This window comes from Embleya sp. NPDC056575, assembly GCF_042793325.1.
In the GTDB taxonomy this organism is placed as follows: domain Bacteria; phylum Actinomycetota; class Actinomycetes; order Streptomycetales; family Streptomycetaceae; genus Embleya.
Map to the genome: position 1 here is coordinate 117,803 of NZ_JBHTVA010000015.1, position 19,273 is coordinate 137,075.

The 19,273-nt window shown below is 72.5% G+C and carries 19 protein-coding genes; 12 read left to right on the top strand and 7 right to left on the bottom strand.

Annotation, left to right across the window (positions count from 1 at the left end; genetic code table 11):
- Positions 1–6 precede the first annotated feature (6 nt).
- The gene (locus ACFRCG_RS14555; RefSeq protein WP_380031458.1) at positions 7–1,422 is read left to right on the top strand and encodes an 8-oxoguanine deaminase; all 1,416 of its coding nucleotides are present in this window, start codon (positions 7–9) and stop codon (positions 1,420–1,422) included.
- A gap of 16 nt (positions 1,423–1,438) precedes the next feature.
- On the opposite strand, the gene ACFRCG_RS14560 is transcribed toward ACFRCG_RS14555, so the two are convergent.
- The 3 genes from ACFRCG_RS14560 to aceB all read right to left on the bottom strand — a co-directional run bounded on the left by ACFRCG_RS14560 (position 1,439) and on the right by aceB (position 4,025).
- On the bottom strand, positions 1,439–1,792 hold the full coding sequence (locus tag ACFRCG_RS14560; protein ID WP_380031460.1) for a hypothetical protein: 354 nt from the start codon (positions 1,790–1,792) through the stop codon (positions 1,439–1,441).
- Positions 1,793–1,876: 84 nt separating this feature from the next.
- Positions 1,877–2,266 carry a gamma-glutamylcyclotransferase gene (locus ACFRCG_RS14565; protein ID WP_380031462.1) on the bottom strand — a complete coding sequence of 130 codons (390 nt, stop codon included), beginning with the start codon at positions 2,264–2,266 and terminating at the stop codon, positions 1,877–1,879.
- 139 nt (positions 2,267–2,405) lie between these two features.
- Complete coding sequence (aceB, locus tag ACFRCG_RS14570) at positions 2,406–4,025, bottom strand: malate synthase A (protein ID WP_380031464.1); 1,620 nt, start codon at positions 4,023–4,025, stop codon at positions 2,406–2,408.
- A 130-nt stretch (positions 4,026–4,155) separates the two neighbouring features.
- On the opposite strand from aceB, the gene ACFRCG_RS14575 reads away from it, so the two are divergent.
- The gene (locus ACFRCG_RS14575) at positions 4,156–4,959 is read left to right on the top strand and encodes an IclR family transcriptional regulator (protein ID WP_380031466.1); all 804 of its coding nucleotides are present in this window, start codon (positions 4,156–4,158) and stop codon (positions 4,957–4,959) included.
- A 22-nt stretch (positions 4,960–4,981) separates the two neighbouring features.
- Here the strand turns inward: ACFRCG_RS14575 and ACFRCG_RS14580 are convergent, their stop codons facing one another.
- Entirely contained in the window at positions 4,982–6,184 is a 1,203-nt protein-coding gene (locus ACFRCG_RS14580) for a TetR/AcrR family transcriptional regulator (RefSeq protein WP_380031468.1), read from the bottom strand.
- Between the two features lie 138 nt (positions 6,185–6,322).
- On the opposite strand from ACFRCG_RS14580, the gene ACFRCG_RS14585 reads away from it, so the two are divergent.
- Complete coding sequence (locus tag ACFRCG_RS14585) at positions 6,323–7,102, top strand: SDR family NAD(P)-dependent oxidoreductase (RefSeq protein WP_380031470.1); 780 nt, start codon at positions 6,323–6,325, stop codon at positions 7,100–7,102.
- A 184-nt stretch (positions 7,103–7,286) separates the two neighbouring features.
- Here the strand turns inward: ACFRCG_RS14585 and ACFRCG_RS14590 are convergent, their stop codons facing one another.
- Positions 7,287–7,457 carry a hypothetical protein gene (locus tag ACFRCG_RS14590; protein ID WP_380031473.1) on the bottom strand — a complete coding sequence of 57 codons (171 nt, stop codon included), beginning with the start codon at positions 7,455–7,457 and terminating at the stop codon, positions 7,287–7,289.
- A gap of 141 nt (positions 7,458–7,598) precedes the next feature.
- Here ACFRCG_RS14590 and ACFRCG_RS14595 point away from each other — a divergent pair, with 141 nt between their 5' ends.
- The 7 genes from ACFRCG_RS14595 to ACFRCG_RS14625 all read left to right on the top strand — a co-directional run bounded on the left by ACFRCG_RS14595 (position 7,599) and on the right by ACFRCG_RS14625 (position 14,306).
- Positions 7,599–8,627: a glycerophosphodiester phosphodiesterase gene (locus ACFRCG_RS14595; protein WP_380031475.1), complete on the top strand. Its 1,029-nt coding sequence runs from the start codon at positions 7,599–7,601 to the stop codon at positions 8,625–8,627.
- 138 nt (positions 8,628–8,765) lie between these two features.
- Positions 8,766–9,914, top strand: coding sequence for an NAD(P)/FAD-dependent oxidoreductase (locus ACFRCG_RS14600; RefSeq protein WP_380031476.1), 1,149 nt, complete (start codon positions 8,766–8,768; stop codon positions 9,912–9,914).
- Complete coding sequence (locus ACFRCG_RS14605; RefSeq protein ID WP_380031478.1) at positions 9,911–10,198, top strand: (2Fe-2S)-binding protein; 288 nt, start codon at positions 9,911–9,913, stop codon at positions 10,196–10,198. Before ACFRCG_RS14600 ends, ACFRCG_RS14605 begins: the two co-directional genes overlap by 4 nt.
- Positions 10,195–11,571, top strand: a complete 1,377-nt coding sequence (locus ACFRCG_RS14610) for an FAD-dependent oxidoreductase (RefSeq protein ID WP_380031480.1) — start codon at positions 10,195–10,197, stop codon at positions 11,569–11,571. The genes ACFRCG_RS14605 and ACFRCG_RS14610 overlap by 4 nt, the downstream gene beginning before the upstream one ends.
- Positions 11,568–12,509 carry a dihydrodipicolinate synthase family protein gene (locus ACFRCG_RS14615; RefSeq protein WP_380031482.1) on the top strand — a complete coding sequence of 314 codons (942 nt, stop codon included), beginning with the start codon at positions 11,568–11,570 and terminating at the stop codon, positions 12,507–12,509. Before ACFRCG_RS14610 ends, ACFRCG_RS14615 begins: the two co-directional genes overlap by 4 nt.
- Positions 12,509–13,510, top strand: a complete 1,002-nt coding sequence (locus ACFRCG_RS14620) for a proline racemase family protein (protein ID WP_380031484.1) — start codon at positions 12,509–12,511, stop codon at positions 13,508–13,510. Before ACFRCG_RS14615 ends, ACFRCG_RS14620 begins: the two co-directional genes overlap by 1 nt.
- Before the next feature lie 112 nt (positions 13,511–13,622).
- The gene (locus tag ACFRCG_RS14625) at positions 13,623–14,306 is read left to right on the top strand and encodes a GntR family transcriptional regulator (protein WP_078978057.1); all 684 of its coding nucleotides are present in this window, start codon (positions 13,623–13,625) and stop codon (positions 14,304–14,306) included.
- 88 nt (positions 14,307–14,394) lie between these two features.
- Here the strand turns inward: ACFRCG_RS14625 and ACFRCG_RS14630 are convergent, their stop codons facing one another.
- A complete protein-coding gene (locus ACFRCG_RS14630) occupies positions 14,395–15,675 on the bottom strand; it encodes an alpha/beta fold hydrolase (RefSeq protein WP_380031486.1) in 1,281 nt (426 codons plus the stop codon).
- Between the two features lie 139 nt (positions 15,676–15,814).
- Here ACFRCG_RS14630 and ACFRCG_RS14635 point away from each other — a divergent pair, with 139 nt between their 5' ends.
- Together ACFRCG_RS14635 and ACFRCG_RS14640 are read left to right on the top strand one after the other, a co-directional pair.
- On the top strand, positions 15,815–17,053 hold the full coding sequence (locus tag ACFRCG_RS14635; RefSeq protein WP_380031488.1) for a lactate 2-monooxygenase: 1,239 nt from the start codon (positions 15,815–15,817) through the stop codon (positions 17,051–17,053).
- Between the two features lie 466 nt (positions 17,054–17,519).
- Positions 17,520–18,704 carry a low temperature requirement protein A gene (locus ACFRCG_RS14640; protein ID WP_380031540.1) on the top strand — a complete coding sequence of 395 codons (1,185 nt, stop codon included), beginning with the start codon at positions 17,520–17,522 and terminating at the stop codon, positions 18,702–18,704.
- Between the two features lie 15 nt (positions 18,705–18,719).
- Here the strand turns inward: ACFRCG_RS14640 and ACFRCG_RS14645 are convergent, their stop codons facing one another.
- The gene (locus ACFRCG_RS14645; RefSeq protein WP_078978055.1) at positions 18,720–19,226 is read right to left on the bottom strand and encodes an Lrp/AsnC family transcriptional regulator; all 507 of its coding nucleotides are present in this window, start codon (positions 19,224–19,226) and stop codon (positions 18,720–18,722) included.
- Positions 19,227–19,273: the final 47 nt, after the last annotated feature.

Consider the following 19,273-nt stretch of genomic DNA (forward strand, 5'->3'; position numbering starts at 1 on the left):
CCGCCGATGTCCGTCGACAGCTCCACCGGACCCACCACCTCCGCCGGCGCCGGCGACACCACCACCCCCGGGCGCATCGTGATCGAGAACTGCGCGATCGCCACCGTCGACGCCGGGGACACCGAATACGACTTCGGCCACGTCGTGGTCGCCGGCAACCGCATCGAGGCGGTCGGCGCCGGACCCGCCCCCGCCGGCCTGGAACGGGTCGTGCGCCGGATCGACGGGACCGGGCACCTGCTCACCCCGGGCCTGGTCGACACCCACCACCACTTCTACCAATGGATCACGCGCGGCCTCGCGCAGGAGTGCGGCCTCTTCGACTGGCTCGTCACGCTCTACCCCGTCTGGGCCGGGATCGACGACGAGATGTGCTACGCCGCGGCGCAGGGTTCGGCCGCCGCGCTGCTGCGTTCGGGCTGCACCACCTCCGCCGATCACGCCTACGTCTTCCCCGAGGACGGCGGCGACATCCTGGGCGCGGAGATCCGCGCACTGGCCGAGTTGGGCATGCGGTTCCAACCCACCCGGGGATCGATGGACCTGGGCACTTCGCAGGGGGGACTGCCGCCGGACGCGTGCGTCGAGGACACCGACGCGGCGCTCGCCGCGACCGCCGAGGCGATCGACCGCTGGCACGACGCCTCCTTCGACTCCATGGTCCGGGTCACCGCCGCACCCTGCTCGCCGTTCTCCGTGACCCCCGAACTGCTGCGCGGCGCAGCCGAGTTGGCTCGCGCCAAGGGGGTCAGGCTGCACACCCACGGTGCCGAGACGGTGGAGGAGGAGGCGTTTTGCCGGGAACGATTCGGCATGGGGCCGACCGACTACCTGGAGAGCCTGGGCTGGTTGGGCGAGGACGTGTGGATGGCGCACTGCATCCACATGGACGACTCGGACATCGCCAAGTTCGCCGCCACCGGCACGGGCGTGGCGCACTGCCCCTCCTCCAACGCCCGGATCGCGGCGGGCATCGCCCGGGTGCCGGACATGCTGGCCGCCGGCGTCCCGGTGGGTCTCGGCGTGGACGGCGCCGCCTCCAACGAGTCGGGGGAACTGGGTACCGAGCTGCGCAACGCGCTGCTGATCGCCCGACTGCGCGGCGGCCCGGGCGCGTTGACGGTCCGTCAGGCGCTGCGCCTGGGCACCGCGGGCGGCGCGAAGGTGCTCGGCCGGGAGCACGAGATCGGCTCCCTGGAACCGGGCAAGCTCGCCGACCTGGCCATGTGGCGGATCGACGACGTGCTGCACGCCGGCATCGCCGACCCGGTGGCCGCGCTGGTCCTGGGCGCCGCCGCTCCGCTGACCCTGCTGCTCGTGAACGGCCGCGAGGTGGTCGAGCATGGCCACCTGTCCCGGGTGGACGAGGAGGAGATCGCCCGCAACGTGAGCCGCGCGGCGGCCCGACTGCGCGCGAAGTAGCGCCGGCGGGCAGGGGTCAGTCCCGGGCGGCCGACGCCTTGGCCACCAGGGCCAGCGGTACCGTCGCGCACTGCGTCGCGGAGGCCACCGTCATGGTCCGCACCCCGGTCCGCCCGGCGATGTCCACCAGCCGGGCCGCGTCGCACACGTAGGGCCGGGCGTGCGGGACGTCCCGGGCGCAGGTGGCCGCGTCGACGAACGCCGCCAACCACGGCTTGCCGTCCTGCCCGTGGATGAAGACCACCGACTCGGTGTCGTCGATCGCCACCACCACCCCGCCGGCCACGATCGCGGCGAGCAGGTCGGCGGGGTCGATCTCCCCGTCGGTGTCCTCCAGGACGGCGGCCAGGGCGGCGTTCTCGGCAGTCATACCGTGATCATATGGGCGCCGCCGAGGCGTTTCGCCCACACGTCGCGCCCGTGCTCGGGCCTGCGGAGCACTCCACGCCGACGGCTACGCCTCGCGCCCGAGGGTGCGCAGGTACGCCCGCCACCCGCCGAACTCGGTGATCTCCCTGTGCCGGCCGGACTCCGACTCGCCGCGGCGCAGGATCATCGAGAAGCAGGCCGAGCCGTCCTCCAGCTTGATGATCCCGAACTCCAACTCCGGCGGTTCGGTCGGCAGCAGGTTGTCCCGCAACACCTCGTCGGGGACCTCGTACACCTCGCCCGCGATCCGCGCCTCGCTCGTCGGGTCGGGCAGCAGTCCCGGGCAGCGGTCGCCGATCGAGAAGAAGCGGTATCCGGGGGCGGTGCGGGTCCGGGCGACCAGCGGCGCGCCCTCCAGGTGGTGGTGGAACGGGCCACCCTCCATCGCCTGACCATTGAGGAACATGCGGGCCATCGGCTGTCTCCTGTTCGAAGTCGGCAGGGGTGTGGGGGGAGGGTGCGAAACGGCCGGGCCCGTCCGATCGGACGCGCCCCACGACCGCCGGGATGGACCCGGCCGTTCCGCGCGTGTGGGGATGAACGAACGGCTCGACTCAGTCGATGAGTTCGCATCCCGGCAGGGTGAGGAAGTCGACGAACTCCTCGGCCAGGGCGACCCGCAGGAACAGCTCGCGCGCGTGCGTCCAGCGGCCCGCGTCGAAGTTCTCATCGCCCAAGTCCTCGCGCAGCGCGCCCAGTTCCTCGACGACGAGGCGGCGGACCAGGTCCGCGGTGACCTTCTCGCCGGTGTCCGAGAGCACCACGCCGTTGTTGATCCACTGCCACACCTGGGAGCGGGAGATCTCCGCGGTGGCGACGTCCTCCATCAGGCCGAACACGGCGACCGCGCCGTATCCGCGCAGCCACGCCTCCAGATAGCGCAGGCCCACACCGACCGCGCCGTGCAGCCCGGCGGCGGTCGGCGAGCCCTGGGCGGAGGCCACGTCGAGGAGCTGATCCGCCGTCACCTCGACCTCGTCGCGGGTACGTTCGAGCTGGTTCGGCCGATCGCCGAGCACCGCGTCGAACGCCTCGCGGCACACCGGGACCAGGTCCGGGTGGGCCACCCACGACCCGTCGAAGCCGTCCGCGGCCTCACGGTCCTTGTCGTCGCGCACCTTCGCCAGTGCCGCCGCGTTGGCCCCCGCGTCCCGGCGGGAGGGGATCACCGCCGCCATCCCGCCGATGGCGTGCGCGCCGCGCCGGTGGCAGGTGCGCACGAGCAGTTCGGTGTACGCGCGCATGAACGGCGCGGTCATGGTGACCGCGTTGCGGTCGGGGAGCACGAACGCCTCGCCCGCGTCCCGGAAGTTCTTCACGATGCTGAACAGGTAGTCCCACCGCCCGGCGTTCAACCCCGAGGCGTGCTCGCGCAGTTCGTACAGGATCTCGTCCATCTCGAACGCGGCGGTGACCGTCTCGATCAGCACGGTGGCCCGGATCGTGCCGCGCGGGATGTCGAGCAGGTCCTGCGCGTGCACGAACACGTCGTTCCACAACCGGGCTTCGAGGTGGCTCTCGATCTTGGGCAGGTAGAAGTACGGTCCCAGGCCCCGATCGAGCAGCCGGGCCGCGTTGTGGAAGAAGTACAGCCCGAAGTCGACCAGCGCGCCGGACGCCGGCGCGCCGTCGACCACGATGTGCCGCTCGTCCAGGTGCCATCCGCGCGGGCGCATCACCACGGTGGCCAGTTCGTCGTCCGGGCGCAGCCGGTAGCTCTTGCCCTCGGCGGTGGAGAAGTCGATCCGCCGGTCGTAGGCGTCGATCAGGTTGAGCTGGTGCGCCACCACGTTGTGCCAGGTGGGCGCGGAGGCGTCCTCGAAGTCGGCGAGCCAGATCCGGGCCCCGGAGTTGAGCGCGTTGATCGTCATCTTGCGGTCGGCCGGCCCGGTGATCTCGACCCGGCGATCACGCAGCGCGGGTGGCGCCTCGGCGACCCGCCAGTCGGCGGCGCGCACGTCGGCGGTCTCCGGGAGGAAGTCGAGCCGGCCGGTGCGGGCGATCTCCGCGCGCCGGGCGCGGCGCCGGTCGAGCAGTTCGAGGCGGCGACCGCCGAACCGGTGCTGCAACGCGGCCACGAAGCGCAGCGCCTCGGGGCCGAGCACTTCGTCCGCCCGCGGCACGGAGCCGCCGCTCGCGCCGCCGTGCTTGACCACGATGGTCGGTGCACTCATGGGTGGCTCTCCTTCGCCGTCGACGTTCTTTTGTAGAGTGGACATTAGTTTCCGGGAAACGGAAGTTCAACAACATGTTGAACTCAGTCTCGACGAATCCCGTCGAACCGAGTCGTGTGGAGGATCGTCGGTGGCCGCAGTCAACGCAGGCAGCAACGGCACGGGTGGCGGCGTCCAGTCCCTGGAACGCGCGTTCGACCTCCTCGAACTGCTCGCCGACGCCGGCGGGGTGCTGACGCTCAGCGAACTCGCCGCGCGTTCAGGACTGCCCATGCCCACGATCCACCGCCTGGTACGCACCCTCGTGTCACTGGGTTATCTGCGCCAGGACGCGTCGCGCCGCTACACCCTGGGCCCGCGGCTGATCCGCCTGGGCGAGACCGCGGGCCGCCTGCTCGGCAGCTGGGCCCGGCCGTATCTGGCCGAGCTGATGGAGGCCACCGGCGAGACCGCCAACCTCGCGGTCCTGGAGGCGGGCGAGGTGGTCTACGTCGGCCAGGTGCCCAGCCGGCACTCGATGCGGATGTTCACCGAGGTCGGCCGCCGGGTGCAACCGCACTGCACGGCGGTGGGCAAGGTGCTGCTCGCCCAACTGCCCGAGGCCGACGCGGCACGGGTGCTCGGCGGGCGGCCGCTGGCCTCGCACACCGAGCACACGGTCACCGATCCCGCCGAACTGCTGGCCCAGTTCCCGACGATCCGGGCCCGGGGCTACGCGATCGACGACCAGGAGCAGGAACTCGGCGTGCGCTGCGTGGCGGTGGTGGTGCCGGGCGCGCCGACCGCGACCGCGCTGTCCATCTCCGGCCCCGAGGCGCGCATCCGGGCGATGGAGGAGGGCTGGATGACCGGCCGGATGCAGGAGATCGCCGTCCGGCTCGGCCGACGCCTCGGCGGCACCGACCCGCTCCCGGAGCCCCCGGCCGCCGATTGAACCACCCGCCCCCCGAGCGGGGTCAGGCCGGCGTCAGGCCGAGCACGGCGCCGGCCACCACCGCCAGGGTCGGCGCCACGCCGTCGGTCTCGCGCAGATGCCGCATCCGGGCCACGTCGTTGATCGCGCTCAGCGCCGCGTGCACCCGGATCCGCGCCTCCGCGACGCCGTACTGCGGCCGGACCGCGCACAACAACCGGGTCCACTCCATGAGGTAGTCCACCCGCGCCTGCCGGGCCCGATGGCGCGCCTGCGTCGGCAGGTGCGAAACCTCCGCGACCAACAACTGCACCAGATCGTTGCGGTCGAGGGAGAAGCGCACATACGACCGCAGCAGTACGCGCAGCGCCGTCTCGGCGTCGTCGGCGCCCGCGAGCGCGCGCGTCATGTCCAGCAAAAGCCACTCCAGGCCCCGGGTCACCGCGGCGCACAGCAGGTCGGCCTTGCTCTCGAAGTGGTTGTACACACTGGGGCCCGCGATCCCGGCGGCGGCCCCGATGTCCTCGATGGCCACCCCGGCGTAGCCCTGGTCGGCGAACATCCGCACCGCCGCGCCGAGCAGCGCCTCGCGCCGCGAGCGCAGCCCGATCCCGGCCGGCGTCGGGGCCTCGGCGATCGGCCCCAGCGCCGCCGGATCCGCGGTGACCGCCGCCCGACACAGGTCCACCAGGAGGCGGACGTACTCCGGACGGGGCAGGTCGATCCGGTGGAAGGACGGGCTGAGCAGCACCCCGAGGCCGCTGCGGGCAAGCACCTCGCCCTGCCCGGCGGACAATCGCGGGCGGGCCTTGCGGATCAGCGCGGTGACCACGGCGGTGACCGCGCGCACCTCGCGGCGCACCTCTGCGCGTTCCTCCGGCGGCAACAACCGGCCCTCGCGCTGCCACAACACGCCCACCTCACGGTGGTCGAGGGTGGCCGCGACCACCGCGCGCAGCACGGTGTCCGGGTCGTCCACGGCGCTGCGGGCCAGCGCGTCGCGCACCGGCGCGATCCCGTCGAGCACCACCTGCAGGAGCAGGTGCTGTTTGCTGCGGAAGTGCCGGTACAGGGCGGAGGGGCCCATGCCCACCGCCTCGGCGATGTCGCTCATCGCCACGTCGGCGTAGCCCCGGCGGTAGAACAGGTCGGCCGCCGCGGCCAGGATCAGTTCGCGTCGATTGCGCGGCCGGGTCCCCCGGGCGGGCGGCACGAGTCCGCCGACCTTGCGCACCGCAGCCGCCATCGCGTACCTCCCTCCGGGATCCGCCCCCGCGCGCCATTGTTCCAGCCGGCCGCCGCCCGCGGCGGCCACGCGCCGAACCGGCCCCGCCCGGATGGCGTGGACCGGCCGGCCGGTCCGCGGTTACTAGGGTGGGGAGGTATGACGACCTCACTGATCACCGGTGCCACCGCGGGGCTCGGCGCCGCGTTCGCCCGGCGCCTCGCCCACGAGGGGCACGACCTCGTCCTGGTCGCGCGCGACCGCGAACGGTTGACCGAATGCGCCCGCGAACTGCGGGAGGAGCACGGCGTGTCGGTGCAGGTGCTGGCCGCCGACCTGTCGCTGGACGAGGGGATCGCCGCCGTCGAGGCCCGCCTGGCCGACCGCGAGGCGCCGGTGGACGTACTGGTCAACAACGCCGGGTTCGGCAACAAGGGCGGCTTCCTCGACGCGTCCACCGCGGAGGAGTTGCGCATGCTCAAGGTGCACTGCGAGGCGGTGCTGCGGCTGACCGCCGCCGCCTGCGAGGCGATGCGCGAGCGCGGGCGCGGCTGGGTGGTGAACGTGGCCTCCGTCGCCGCCTTCCTGCCGCGCGGCACGTACGGCGCGAGCAAGGCGTGGGTGGTGAGCTTCACCGAGGGCGCGGCCAAGGAACTCGCGGGCAGCGGTGTGCGGTTGATGGCGCTGTGCCCGGGCTTCGTGCGGACCGAGTTCCACCTGCGGGCCGGGATGGGCACGTCCAACATCCCCAACTGGATGTGGCTGGACGCCGATCGGGTGGTCGCCGCGGCGATTCGCGATCTGGCGGTGGGCAAGTCGGTCAGTGTGCCGGACCTGCGCTACAAGGCGGTGGTCGGCCTGGCCCGGCTCACCCCGCGCGCCCTGTTCGGCAACGTGTCCACCCGGACCGGCCGGGTGTACGGACCCACGCGCGGTTAGCGCCTGCCCGCGGTCGCGGCGCCCGCGCTCCGCGTGGGACACCCGAAGACCCCGCCGACGGGTGGTCGGCGGGGTCCTCGGGTGCGTCCGGGCGGGGCGGTGTGTCCGTCACGCCCCTCCCCCGGGTATCCGCGAAGTCTTCGGGTCGACACCCCGGGGCCCTCGCCCCGGAGCGACCGGACGGTCAGCGACGACGGCCCTTGGGTCGGTCGCTCTTGCCGCGCCGGTCGGCCTTGGGGCCTTCGAGCGTGTCGATCGCCTCGGTCGGCTGCGCCGGGGCGGAGTCGGTGTGCTCGGTGTGGGCGAGCATCGGGTTCTTGCTCTTCAGATGCGGCTTCTGCTTCTGCTTGGCCATGACCGTTTCCTCCTGGAGAGAGCCGTTGGGCGGTCACCGACCACTCTCACACCGTTCGTGACGGTACGCATGTCGAGGATCACACACTGTCATCCAGGGGGGATTCGAATGGCAGCTCGACATACCTTCTACGATGCCGGGATGCCCATCGATCCACCCCAACACCGGCACCGCCGCCGGGGATACCCCGTGCGGCGGATCGGCGTCGCGCTCGCCATAGCCGGCATCGCCGTCGGCACCGTCCGGTGCGCCGAGCCCGCCTGGATGCACAAAGACGGCAAAAAGGCGTCCGCCGCCGGCGTGGCGACGACCACCGAGCCGCCCCAGCCGGCCGCGATGCGCCCGTCCCTGGACGGCGCCGGCGCGCCGAACGGCTCCTCGGTGATCGACGGTCGCCGGTACATGCGATCTGCCGGCGCCCGGATGACCGTGTTCGCGCACCGCGGCGCACCCACGCTGGCCCCGGAGAACACGCTGCCCTCCGACGAGGCGGCCCGGCGTTCGGGTGCGGACTGGATCGAGAACGACGTGCAGCCGAGCCGGGACGGCGTGCCGCACATCATGCACGACGAGACGGTGGATCGAACCACCGACGGACACGGGCGCATTCGCGATCTGACCTCGGCCCAGCTGGCCGGTCTGGATGCCGGGAAGTGGTTTCGGCCCGAGTTCGCCGGCACGAAGGTGATGACCCTGCGCGGGCAACTCGCGGATCTGCGCTCCCGGGGCGGGCGGCTGCTCCTGGAGATCAAGAACCCGCAGACCCGGGAGGAGATCGCCCGCATCGTCGACGAGGTGCGCCACAGCGGCATGTCGGACCGGGTGTTCGTACAGAGCTTCGATCGGGAGTCGTTGCGGATCACCCGCGATCTCGCCCCCGATCTGCCGCTCGGCCTGCTGGGCGACGAGGACGAGGCGGATCCGGTGGCGCTGGCCCGGGAGTTGCGGCTGACCTCGTACAACCCCTCCTACTACCTGGTCGCCAAGCATCCCGACCTGGTCCGCCGCCTGCACGCGGCCGGCGTCGCGGTGTTCGCGTGGACCCCCGACGACCCGAACGAGTGGTCGAAGCTGAACGACGCGGGGGTGGACGGGATCATCACCAACCGCAGCGCCGACCTGGTCGCGTGGAGCGGGCGGCACACCCCCGGGAAGGGCGCCCGCCACTGAACCGAGCCGACGAACGGCCCGTGAACGGCCCGCGACCGACCCGAAACCCCGCTTTCGGACGGGTCGCGGGCCGTCCTGTCCACGGAACCGCGTCGACAAACCCTTTACCTCGTAAGGGCAATGTGACATTTTACTGACGTGAGCCAACTCCGTCTCAGTGATGTCGTCGTCATCGGTGCGGGCGTGGTGGGTGCCGCGTGCGCCCACTTCGCCGCGCGCGCGGGCCTGTCCGTCACCGTGCTCGACCGGGGTCCGGTCGCGGGCGGGACCACCGGCGCGGGTGAGGGAAACCTCCTCGTCTCGGACAAGGAGCCCGGCCCGGAACTCGCGCTGGCCCTGCTCTCGCTCCGCCTGTGGGCCGAACTCGCGGAACAACGCGACGACTTCGAATACGAGCCCAAGGGCGGCCTGATCGTCGCCCGGACCGGGGCCGAGGCCGCCGCGATGGCGGCGACGGCGGCGGCCCAGCGCGCCCGCGGGGTCACCGCGCACGCCGTCGACGCCACGCGCCTGCCCGACTACGAGCCGCACCTGTCGCGCGCCGTCGTGGCCGGCACCCACTATCCGCAGGACGCCCAGGTACAGCCGGCCCTGGCCGCCGCCTCGATGTTGCGGGCCGACGGCGTTCGGCTGCACACCGGGGTGAGCGTCACCGGCTTCCTGCGCGGGGCCGACGAGCGGGTGGTGGGCGTGCGGACCTCGCACGGCGACCTGGCCGCCGGCGCGGTGGTCAACGCCGCCGGCACCTGGTCCGGCGAGGTGGCCGCGCTCGCCGGGATCCCCTTGCCGATCCTGCCGCGCCGGGGCTTCGTACTGGTCACCGAGCCGCTGCCGCCGATCGTGCGGCACAAGGTGTACGCGGCGGCCTATGCCGGGGACGTGGCCAGCGACGAGGCGGACCTCGCCTCGTCGGCGGTGATCGAGGGCACCCCGGCCGGGACCGTCCTGATCGGCGCGAGTCGGGAGCGGGTGGACTTCGACCCCTCGTTCTCGGTGCCGGTGTTGCGCCGACTGGCCGCGCAGGCGATCGAGTTGTTCCCGGTCCTGGCCGGCGCCTCGGTGTTGCGCGCCTATCGCGGCTTTCGGCCGTACTGTCCGGACCACCTGCCCGTCGTCGGTCCGGATCCGCGCGCGCCCGGCCTGCTGCACGCGTGCGGCCACGAGGGCGCCGGCGTGGGTCTGGCACCCGCCACCGGCCTGCTGATCGCCCGCACGCTGACCGGGGAGCGCCCCGACGTCGACCTCGCCCCGTTCGCCCCGACCCGCTTCGCGGAGGTAGCCGCGTGACCGACGAAACCGGCCCCGCCCCCCTCGACCGCTCCGGCGACGCCGGCTTCCACCTGACCGTGGATGGCCGCCGCGTCCCGGTCGAGCCCGGCCAGACGGTCGGCGCCGCGATGCTCGCCGCCGGGATCCGGTCCTGGCGCACCACCCGGTTCGCGGGCAAGCCGCGCGGCCTGTTCTGCGGCATCGGGGTGTGCTTCGACTGTCTGGTCACGGTGAACGGCACGCCGTCGCTGCGGGCCTGCCTGGTGACCGCGCGCCCCGACGACGAGGTGAGCACGTCATGAGCCACGCGATGGGCCAGGGGATGAACCACGAGAAGGGCCTCCACTCGGGTGGCCGCGGCACCCTCCATGACCTCGTCGTCGTCGGCGCCGGGCCGGCCGGGCTCGCCGCCGCCGTCACCGCCGCCGGCTTCGGCCTGCGGGTCGCCGTCCTGGACACGAACGCCCGGGCGGGCGGCCAGTATTACCGACACCGTGCGGGCCGGCCGCCCGCCTGGGCGCCGCTCGCGCGCCTGCACACCGTCGAGCACCTGGCCGAACACCGGGTCTGGGCGGTCGAACGCGGCGACGACCACTTCACCGTGCATGCCGTGGCGGGCGAGCGCGACGGCGTCGCGGTGACCGTGCGCGGTCGCCGACTGCTCCTGGCCACCGGAGCCTACGACCGGCAACTGCCCTTCCCCGGCTGGGATCTGCCCGGGGTGTTCACCGCCGGCGGCGCGCAGGCCCTGCTCAAGGGCAACGGCGTCGCGCCCGGGCGGCGGGCGGTGGTGGCCGGTACCGGTCCGTTCCTGCTGCCGGTCGCCGTCGGGCTCGCCGACGCGGGTGTGCGGGTGCTCGCGGTGGTCGAGGCCTCGCGCCCCACGCCGCGGGCCGCCGCGCTCGCCCCGCACAGCCCGGCCCGGGTGGTCGAGGCCGCGGGATACGCCGCCGCGTTGGCGCGGCGGCGCATCCCGTACCGCACCGGCCGGGCCGTGGTCGCCGCGCACGGCGACGGGGGCGCGCTGGGTTCGGTCACCGTGGCCCGGCTCGACGCCGACTGGCGGGTGCGGCCCGGGACGGAAAGCGAACTGGCCTGCGACACCCTCGCGGTCGGCTACGGCTTCACCCCGCAACTCGAACTCGCCGGCCAACTCGGCTGCGCGAGCACCCCCGACGGCTTCGTCGCGGTCGACACCCGTCAGGCCACCGACCTGCCCGGGTTGTACGCCGCGGGCGAGAGCACCGGCATCGGCGGCGCCCAACTGTCCGAGGTCGAGGGCGAGTTGGCCGCGTACGCCGTCGCCGGCCGGACGCCGCCGAAGGCGCTGCTGCGCCGGCGGGCTCGGCTCACCCGCTTCGCCGCCGGGCTGCGCGCGCTCTACCCGATCCGGTCGGGCTGGCCGTCGTGGTCCGACGAGGACACCCCGATCTGCCGTTGCGAGGAGGTGCCGCGCGGCCGGATCGCGGACGCGGCGCGGCAGGGCGCGGACGACGTACGCTCGATCAAGCTGCTCACCCGCGCGGGCATGGGCTGGTGTCAGGGCCGCATGTGCGCCGAGGCCACCGCGTGCGTGCTCTCCGACGTGTTGGGCCGGCCGATCGCCGCGCCCACGCCCACCCGTCCGATCGCTGTCCCCATCCGTCTCGGAGATCTCGCCCAAGGAGCCTCATGAGCACAAACCCGCACCTTCCCGCCCCGGAGCGCTCCGCCCCGCAGGACGGCGCCGACCGCAAGCCGTGGCACGGCGTCGTGGTGGCCACCGCCCTGCCGCTGCGCGAGGACCTGTCGGTGGACTTCGACGCGTACGCCGAACACGTGCGGTGGCTCGTGGACTCGGGCTGTGACGGGGTCTGTCCGAACGGCTCGCTGGGCGAGTACCAATCGCTCACCCCGGAGGAGCGAGCCCGCGTGGTGCGGGTCGCGGTCGACGCGGTGGGCGGCGACCGGGTGCTCCCGGGCGTGGCGGCGTACGGTGCGGCCGAGTCGCTGCGCTGGACCGAGCAGGCGGCCGAGGCGGGCGCGCGTGCGGTGATGCTGCTTCCGCCGAACTCCTATCGTGCGGACACCCGTACGGTGATGGACCACTACCGCACGGTGGCCCGGGCCGGGCTGCCGATCGTGGCCTACAACAACCCGTTCGACACGAAGGTCGACCTGACCCCCCGGCTGCTCGCGGACCTGTACGAGGAAGGCCTCGTGGTCGGCGTCAAGGAGTTCACCGGGGACGTGCGCCGGGCCTACGAGGTGGCCGAACTCGCGCCGGGGCTGGATGTGTTGATCGGCAGCGACGACGTCACCCTGGAGTTCGGGCTGGCCGGCGCGGTGGGCTGGATCGCGGGCTACGCCAACGTCTTTCCGCGCGCGAGCGTGGAGCTGTACCGCGCGGCCGTGCACGGCGACCCGCGCGCGGCGTTGCCGCTGTACCGCCTCCTGCACCCGCTGCTGCGGCTGGACGCGCGCACCGAGTTCGTGCAGTCGATCAAGTTGTCGATGGATCTGGCGGGTCTGCGCGGCGGGCCGTGCCGCGCGCCGCGGCTGCCGCTGTTGCCCGAACAGGAAGCCTTCGTCCGGGAATCCACCGAGAAGGCACTCGCGGAGGGGTTGAACTGATGCGTTCCCGACACGTCTACCACGCGGTCGACTCGCACACCGAGGGCATGCCCACCCGGGTGATCACCGGCGGCATCGGGGTGATCCCCGGCGCCACGATGGCCGAGCGGCGCAGCCACTTCATGGCCGAACTGGACCACATCCGCACACTGTTGATGTACGAGCCGCGCGGGCACGGGGCGATGAGCGGGGCGATCCTGCAACCGCCGACCCGGCCGGACGCCGACTACGGCGTGTTGTTCATCGAGGTGTCGGGTTGTCTGCCGATGTGCGGGCACGGCACCATCGGGGTGGCCACCGTCCTGGTCGAGACCGGCATGGTCGAGGTGGTCGAGCCGGTGACCACGGTCCGCCTGGACACCCCGGCCGGGCTCGTGGTCGCCCGGGTCGAGGTCCGCGACGGCGCGGCCCGCTCGGTGACCTTGCGCAATGTGCCCGCGTACGCCCACGAGTTGGACGCGACGGTGGACGTGCCGGGGCTCGGCGCGGTCACCTACGACATGGCGTACGGCGGCAACTTCTACGCGATCCTGCCGATCGAGAAGGTCGGCCTGCCGTTCGACCGGGCCGAGGGCACCCGCATCCTGGAGACCGGCCTCGCCATCATGGCGGCGATCAACGAGCAGGCCAGGCCGGTGCATCCGGAGCAGCCGGAGTTCGCGGGCTGCCACCACGTGCAGTTCCTCGCGCCGGGCTCGGACGCGGCGCTGTCACGCAACGCGATGGCGATCCACCCCGGTTGGTTCGATCGTTCGCCGTGCGGCACCGGAACCAGCGCGCGGATCGCGCAGTTGGCGGCGCGGGGCGAGTTGACGGTGGGTCAGGCGTTCGTCAACGAGTCGTTCATCGGGACGCGCTTTCGCGGTCGGATCGTCGCCGAGGCGGAGGTCGGCGGGCGGCCGGCGGTGGTGCCGGAGATCACCGGGCGGGCGTGGATCACCGCGACCGCGCAGTATCTGCTCGACCCGGAGGATCCGTTCCCGGCGGGGTTCCGGCTCTGAGGGGCGGGCGCGCGGTCGGTTCCCTACTCACCCTCGGTGATCTTCCGCACGCGGAGTCGCGATCCCGCCCCAGCGGTGACTGACCGTCAGTAACATGGCGGGAGGAGGCACCATGGACACGGGACACGGAGCGCTCGCGCTGCCGTCCTTCGACGATCGGCCGATCCTGCGGGATCGGGTGGCACGAGAGTTGCGCGCGGCGTTGATCGCGGGTGAGATGCGGCCGGGCGTGGTCTATTCCGCGCCCGCGTTGGCCGCTCAGTTCGGCGTGTCGCCGACGCCCGTGCGCGAGGCGATGCTCGACCTCGCCAACGAAGGACTGGTCGAGGCCGTACGCAACAAGGGATTTCGCGTCACCGAGCTGTCCGACCGCGAGTTGGACGAGTTCACCGAGGTGCGCGCGCTGATCGAGGTTCCGGTGGTGGCCCGCCTCGCGGGCGTGGTCACCCCGGCCCAGACCGCCGCGCTGCGCCCGGTCGCCGAGGAGATCGTCGCGGCGGCCGAGGCGGGCGACCTGATCAGGTACGTGGAGGCGGACCGCCGCTTCCACCTGTCGCTGCTCGCGCTGGCGGGCAACGAGCACCTGGTCCGGGTGGTCGGCGATCTGCGCAAACGTTCGCGCCTGTACGGGCTGTCCCGGCTCGCGCGCGGTGGCCGACTCGCCGCGTCCGCCGCCGAGCACCTCGAACTGCTCGACGCGCTCGACAGCGGCGACCCGGCCGCGGCCGAGCAGGTGATGGCCCGGCACATCGGCCACGTCCGCAATCTGTGGGCGGGGCCGGAGCGGGAGGGCTGAGCCGGGAGCGGGATCGGGATCGACGTCGCGTCGCCGGCTCCGCGCCCCGGGCCACGTGCCCGGGGCCGGCCGGGCGCGGTCGGCGGCGTCAGACCTTGCCGGCGACCATGTCCATCAGGCGGCCGAGGACCGCGCCGCCGGAGGCGTGGGAGCCGTCGTGCTCCCACTCGTTGGTGACCCACGCGCGCAGGTTGCCCACCTCGCGCGCGGTCTTCAGGGACAGGTCGGCGTCCACGTACATGTCGTCGAAATAGACCGCCGCGGCCACCGGGACCGCGTTCGCGCGCAGCCGCTCGACGTCGTACAGGACGGGCCAGTCGTAGTGCTCGGCCAACAGGTGGGCGGCCTCGCGGAACGGGCGCAGCGCGGCCATCTCCTCGAACATCCAGGGGTACATCATCTCCCCGGTGAACAGCAGCGGATCGGCGCTCTCCGCGAACTCCGGCAGCCCCGCGCGCACCTTCTCCGCGGCCCACCCGGTGGCGACCTTGCCCTGCCCGTAGATCGGCTCCTGGAGCACGGCCCACAGCGGTTGGTCGGTCAGCGCGGTGGCCTGCATGGCGGCGGCACGGAAGGTGTCCGAGACCCGGTCGCCGTCCCACGCCTCGTCCAGCATCCAGTGCACCCGCTCGAAACCGTCGCCCATCCCGAACACCGAGCCGAGGAACTGCAGCCGGCGCACGGTCAGTCGGTCGCCGTCGGGCAGCCGGACGTCGTGCTCGGCGAGGTGGTCGGCGAGCCGGCGGACCGCCTCCACGTCGTCCGGATAGCGCGCGTAGTACTCGGCGTTCTTGGTCCGCACCCTCGGGTAGGTGCGGTGGTAGACGTCCTCGGCGGTGACGTCCAGGCCGATCAAACCCCCGGTGACGTAACAGGACTTCAGCGCCTCGGGGGCTCGGGAGAGATACGCGAGGGTGATGAAGCCGCCGTAGCTCTGGCCGAGCGTCTCCCACGGCTGGTCGCCGCACAGTCGACGGCGGATCAGCTCGGCGTCGGCGACGATCGAGTCCGCGCGCATGTGCCGTAGCAGGGCGGCGAGTTCGTCGGGTGGGGTGCGCGCCGCCAGGCTCGGTGTGACGGGTGTGCTGCGGCCGGTACCGCGTTGGTCGAGCAGCAGCACCCGGTGGGTCTTCAGCGCACGGGCCAGCCAACCGCCGGCGCGCGGGGGCCGCTGGGCCTTCTGACCCGGGCCACCCTGGAAGAAGCACAACCACGGCCGGTCGCGGCCCGTCGCGGTGGGATCGACCACCTCGCGGGCGAAGACCTCGATGGTCGGCCCGTCGGGACGCGCGTGGTCGAGCGGGACGACGAAGGTGTGATCGGTGAGGGCCATCCCCGGGATCCGGGTGATGCGGGTCGTGCGGGTCATGCGGATTCCTCCCCTGGGTGCGTGGCGTTCGGGTGTGCTGTGACATTCCACCGGAGGAAGGTGCTTGTTGTCCCGCCGCATCGGGAAGATTGCTGCGGCAGGGTTCTGCGGGATCCCGTGCGGCGAAAGGGTGTCAGTCATGGTCGATGGCCCGGTGTCCGATGGTGCGCGGGCCGGTGGGCCGCAGCCCGGTGAGGCGCAAATTGGTGAGCCGCAGACCGCCGGGCCCTTCTCCGCGTTTCAGGACTCGCTCTATCTCGACGGACTGCTGACCGGGGAGACACCCCCGTACCCCACGGGCGCGAGCGCGTTGGAGGAGGCGGCGCGCGAACGGCTGGATCCGGGGCCGCGCGGCTACGTTCTGGGCGGCGCGGGCGAGGGCGCGACGATGCGGGCCAATCGCGAGGCGTTCGAGCGGCGCCGGATCGTCCCGCGCATGTTGCGGGACGTGGGCGTCCGGGACCTGTCCTGCTCGGTACTGGGCACCGACTCGCCCGCGCCGGTGCTGCTCGGACCGGTCGGCGTGCAGTCGATCGTGCATCCCGAGGGCGAGTTGGCGACCGCGCGGGCGGCGGCCGGGCTCGGGCTGCCCATGGTGTTGAGCACCGCGTCCTCGTACTCCCTGGAGGAGGTCGCGGCCGCGTCCGGCTCGGGCGCCCGGTGGTTCCAGCTGTATTGGCCGCGCGACGACGACGTGACGATCAGCCTGCTCGCCCGGGCGCGGGCGGCCGGCTACACCGTGCTCGTGGTCACCCTGGACACCTGGTACCTGGGCTGGCGGCCGACCGACCTGGACCGGGCGTACCTGCCCTTCCTGCGGCACATCGGCCTGGCCAACTACCTGAGCGACCCGGCCTTCCTGGCCGGCCTGAGCCGCCCGATCGCCGAGGACCCGACGGCGGCGATCGTGCACTGGGCCGGAATGTTCTCCGACCCGACCAAAACCTGGTCCGACCTGGCATTCCTGCGCGACAACTGGATCGGACCGATCGTCCTCAAGGGCGTCCTACACCCCGACGACGCCCGAAAGGCCCGAGACGCCGGCATGAACGGCATCGTGGTCAGCAACCACGGCGGCCGCCAACTGGACGGGGCGATCCCGGCGTTGGACGCCCTCCCGGAGATCGCGGCGGCGGTCGGCAACGACGTGACGGTCCTGTTCGACAGCGGCGTACGCACCGGCACCGACATCCTCAAGGCCCTGGCCCTGGGCGCCCGCGCAGTCCTCCTGGGCCGCCCCTACATCTACGGCCTGGCACTGGGCGGCACACCAGGCATCACCCACGTACTCCGCTGCCTACTGGCCGAGTTCGACCTGTCCATGGCCCTATCAGGCCACACCCACCCACAATCCCTAACCCCGTCGACCCTGACCTGACCCACCACCCAACACCCCTCCGGCCCATCCGGCACCCCCCAGCCCGTCCGGCGTTTGAGGACAAACGCACCCCTCGCCACACGTCAACACCTCACACGAACACCAACCAACTCCAGCCCGTCCGGCGTTTGAGGACAACGCCTGCGCAACCAACCGCATCAGCCCACACCACAACGCACAAGCCCACCAACCTCAGCCTGTCCGGCGCCTGAGGACACCACAAACGCCACCCGACACTTGGCGACACTCGGCGGCGCAATCCAACCAACCCCCCAGCCCGTCCGGCGTTTGAGGACAAACGCAGGCCGGCCACCCCATCGACCCCGGGCCACCTCGACCGCACCGCCCGCTGGGATTACCCCGTTTTGCCCGCCCCTCTCGGATACCCTCCGCGCATGATCACGCCCGGATCGAGAGGACCCACCCCGTGACCCACCCCACGCGCCCCGCCGCGATCCTGCGCCGCATGACCTCGCGCAGTTCCACGGAGCCGCACCGCGCATCCACGCCGTTGGAGTTGTTCTTCGACCTGACCTTCGTGGTGGCCGTCGCGCAAGCCGGCAGCCGCCTGGTGCACTCGCTCGCGGAGGGCCACCCCGGGCACGGGATCGCGGGATACCTGCTCGTGTTCTTCGCGATCTGGTGGGCGTGGGTCAACTTCACCTGGTTCGCTTCCGCGTACGACTGCGACGACCCGCTGTACCGCGTCGCCACGCTCATCCAGATCACCGGTGTCCTGGTCCTGGCCGCCGGTGTCCCGCGCGCGTTCGAGAACAGCGACTACACGGTCGCCATCGTCGGCTACCTGATCATGCGCCTCGCGCTGACCTTCCAGTGGCTGCGCGCGGCCCACGACGAGACCGACCCGGCGGCCCGCCGCACCGCGCTGCGCTACGCGGCCGGCGTGGTGCTGGTCCAGATCGGCTGGGTGCTGCTCCTGCTCCTCCCCGACGCCGCCTGGAACTGGGGCTTCCCGCCGCTGGCGATCGCCGAGATGGCGGTACCGGCCATCGCCGAACGCGGACGCTCCACCAGCTGGCATCCGCATCACATCGCCGAGCGCTACGGCCTGTTCACCCTCATCATGCTCGGCGAGAGCGTGTCCGCCGCGACCGTCGCGATCCAGACCGCGCTCGACGACCAGGCCGCACTGGACGAGTTGTTGCCGATCGCCGCCGGCGGGCTGCTGATCGTGTTCGCGGCCTATTGGATCTACTTCGCCGCGCCGATCCACGAATACCTGCGATCCAGTCGACAGGCGTTCCTGTGGGGCTACGGCCACTACGTGATCTTCGGCTCCGCCGCCGCGATCGGGGCCGGTCTCGAGGTCGCCGTCGAGCAGGCAGTCGGCGAGGCGCACATCTCCGACATCGCCGCCGCGGCGAGCGTCACGATCCCCGCGGGGCTGTTCCTGGTCGCCACATGGGCGCTGCACGCCCGCCACCACAAGCGCGGTGCCGCCCAGCAGATACTGCTGCCGACCGCCGCGGTCCTGGTCCTGGCCTGCACGTTCCTGGGCGAGGCGGCGGTGCCGGCGGCCGGGGCGGTGGCGGCGCTGACCGTGGCCGCAGGGGTGGTGTCGTCCGCCCGACAGGGCGAGGGCGCCGACGACGTCGACCCGCGCCCGGAGCCGGTGCCCGACGCCGACTGAGTCCGGGGTGTACGGCTAACCCGCTGTCAGGCGCCGTGCGGGAACCGACGGTTCGGGCGGGAGGAGCGGACCGCCGGACCACTGCTGGAAGATCAGCATCGTGTGCACCTGGGTCACCTCGGTGCGCGCCGTGAACCCGTCCACCACCAGTCGTTGCAGCCCGGTCGCGTCGGCGACCGCGACGTGCACGAGGAAGTCGTCGGGGCCCGCGAGGTGGTACAGCGCGCGGGTCTCCGGCAGCTTCAGCACATGCCCGACGAACGGGTTGAGCACCGCGCGGTGATGGGGCCGTACCCGCACCGCGAGCATCGCCTGCAGCGGTCGCCCGAGCGCAGCCGCGTCCACCTCCACCGTCGCGCCCTTCACCACCCCGGCGGCGCGCATCCGGGCCACCCGGTCCAGGCAGGTCGAGGGTGCTATGCCGACCTCGGCCGCGAGCGCCTTGTTGCTGATCCGGGCATCGTTCTGGAGAGCCCGGAGAATGCCCAGGTCGGTCGGATCGAGGGCGATGGATTGGCTCATCGGGCGATGATAATTCGGCGTCCGGGCAGATTCTCCGGGGGTCGCCC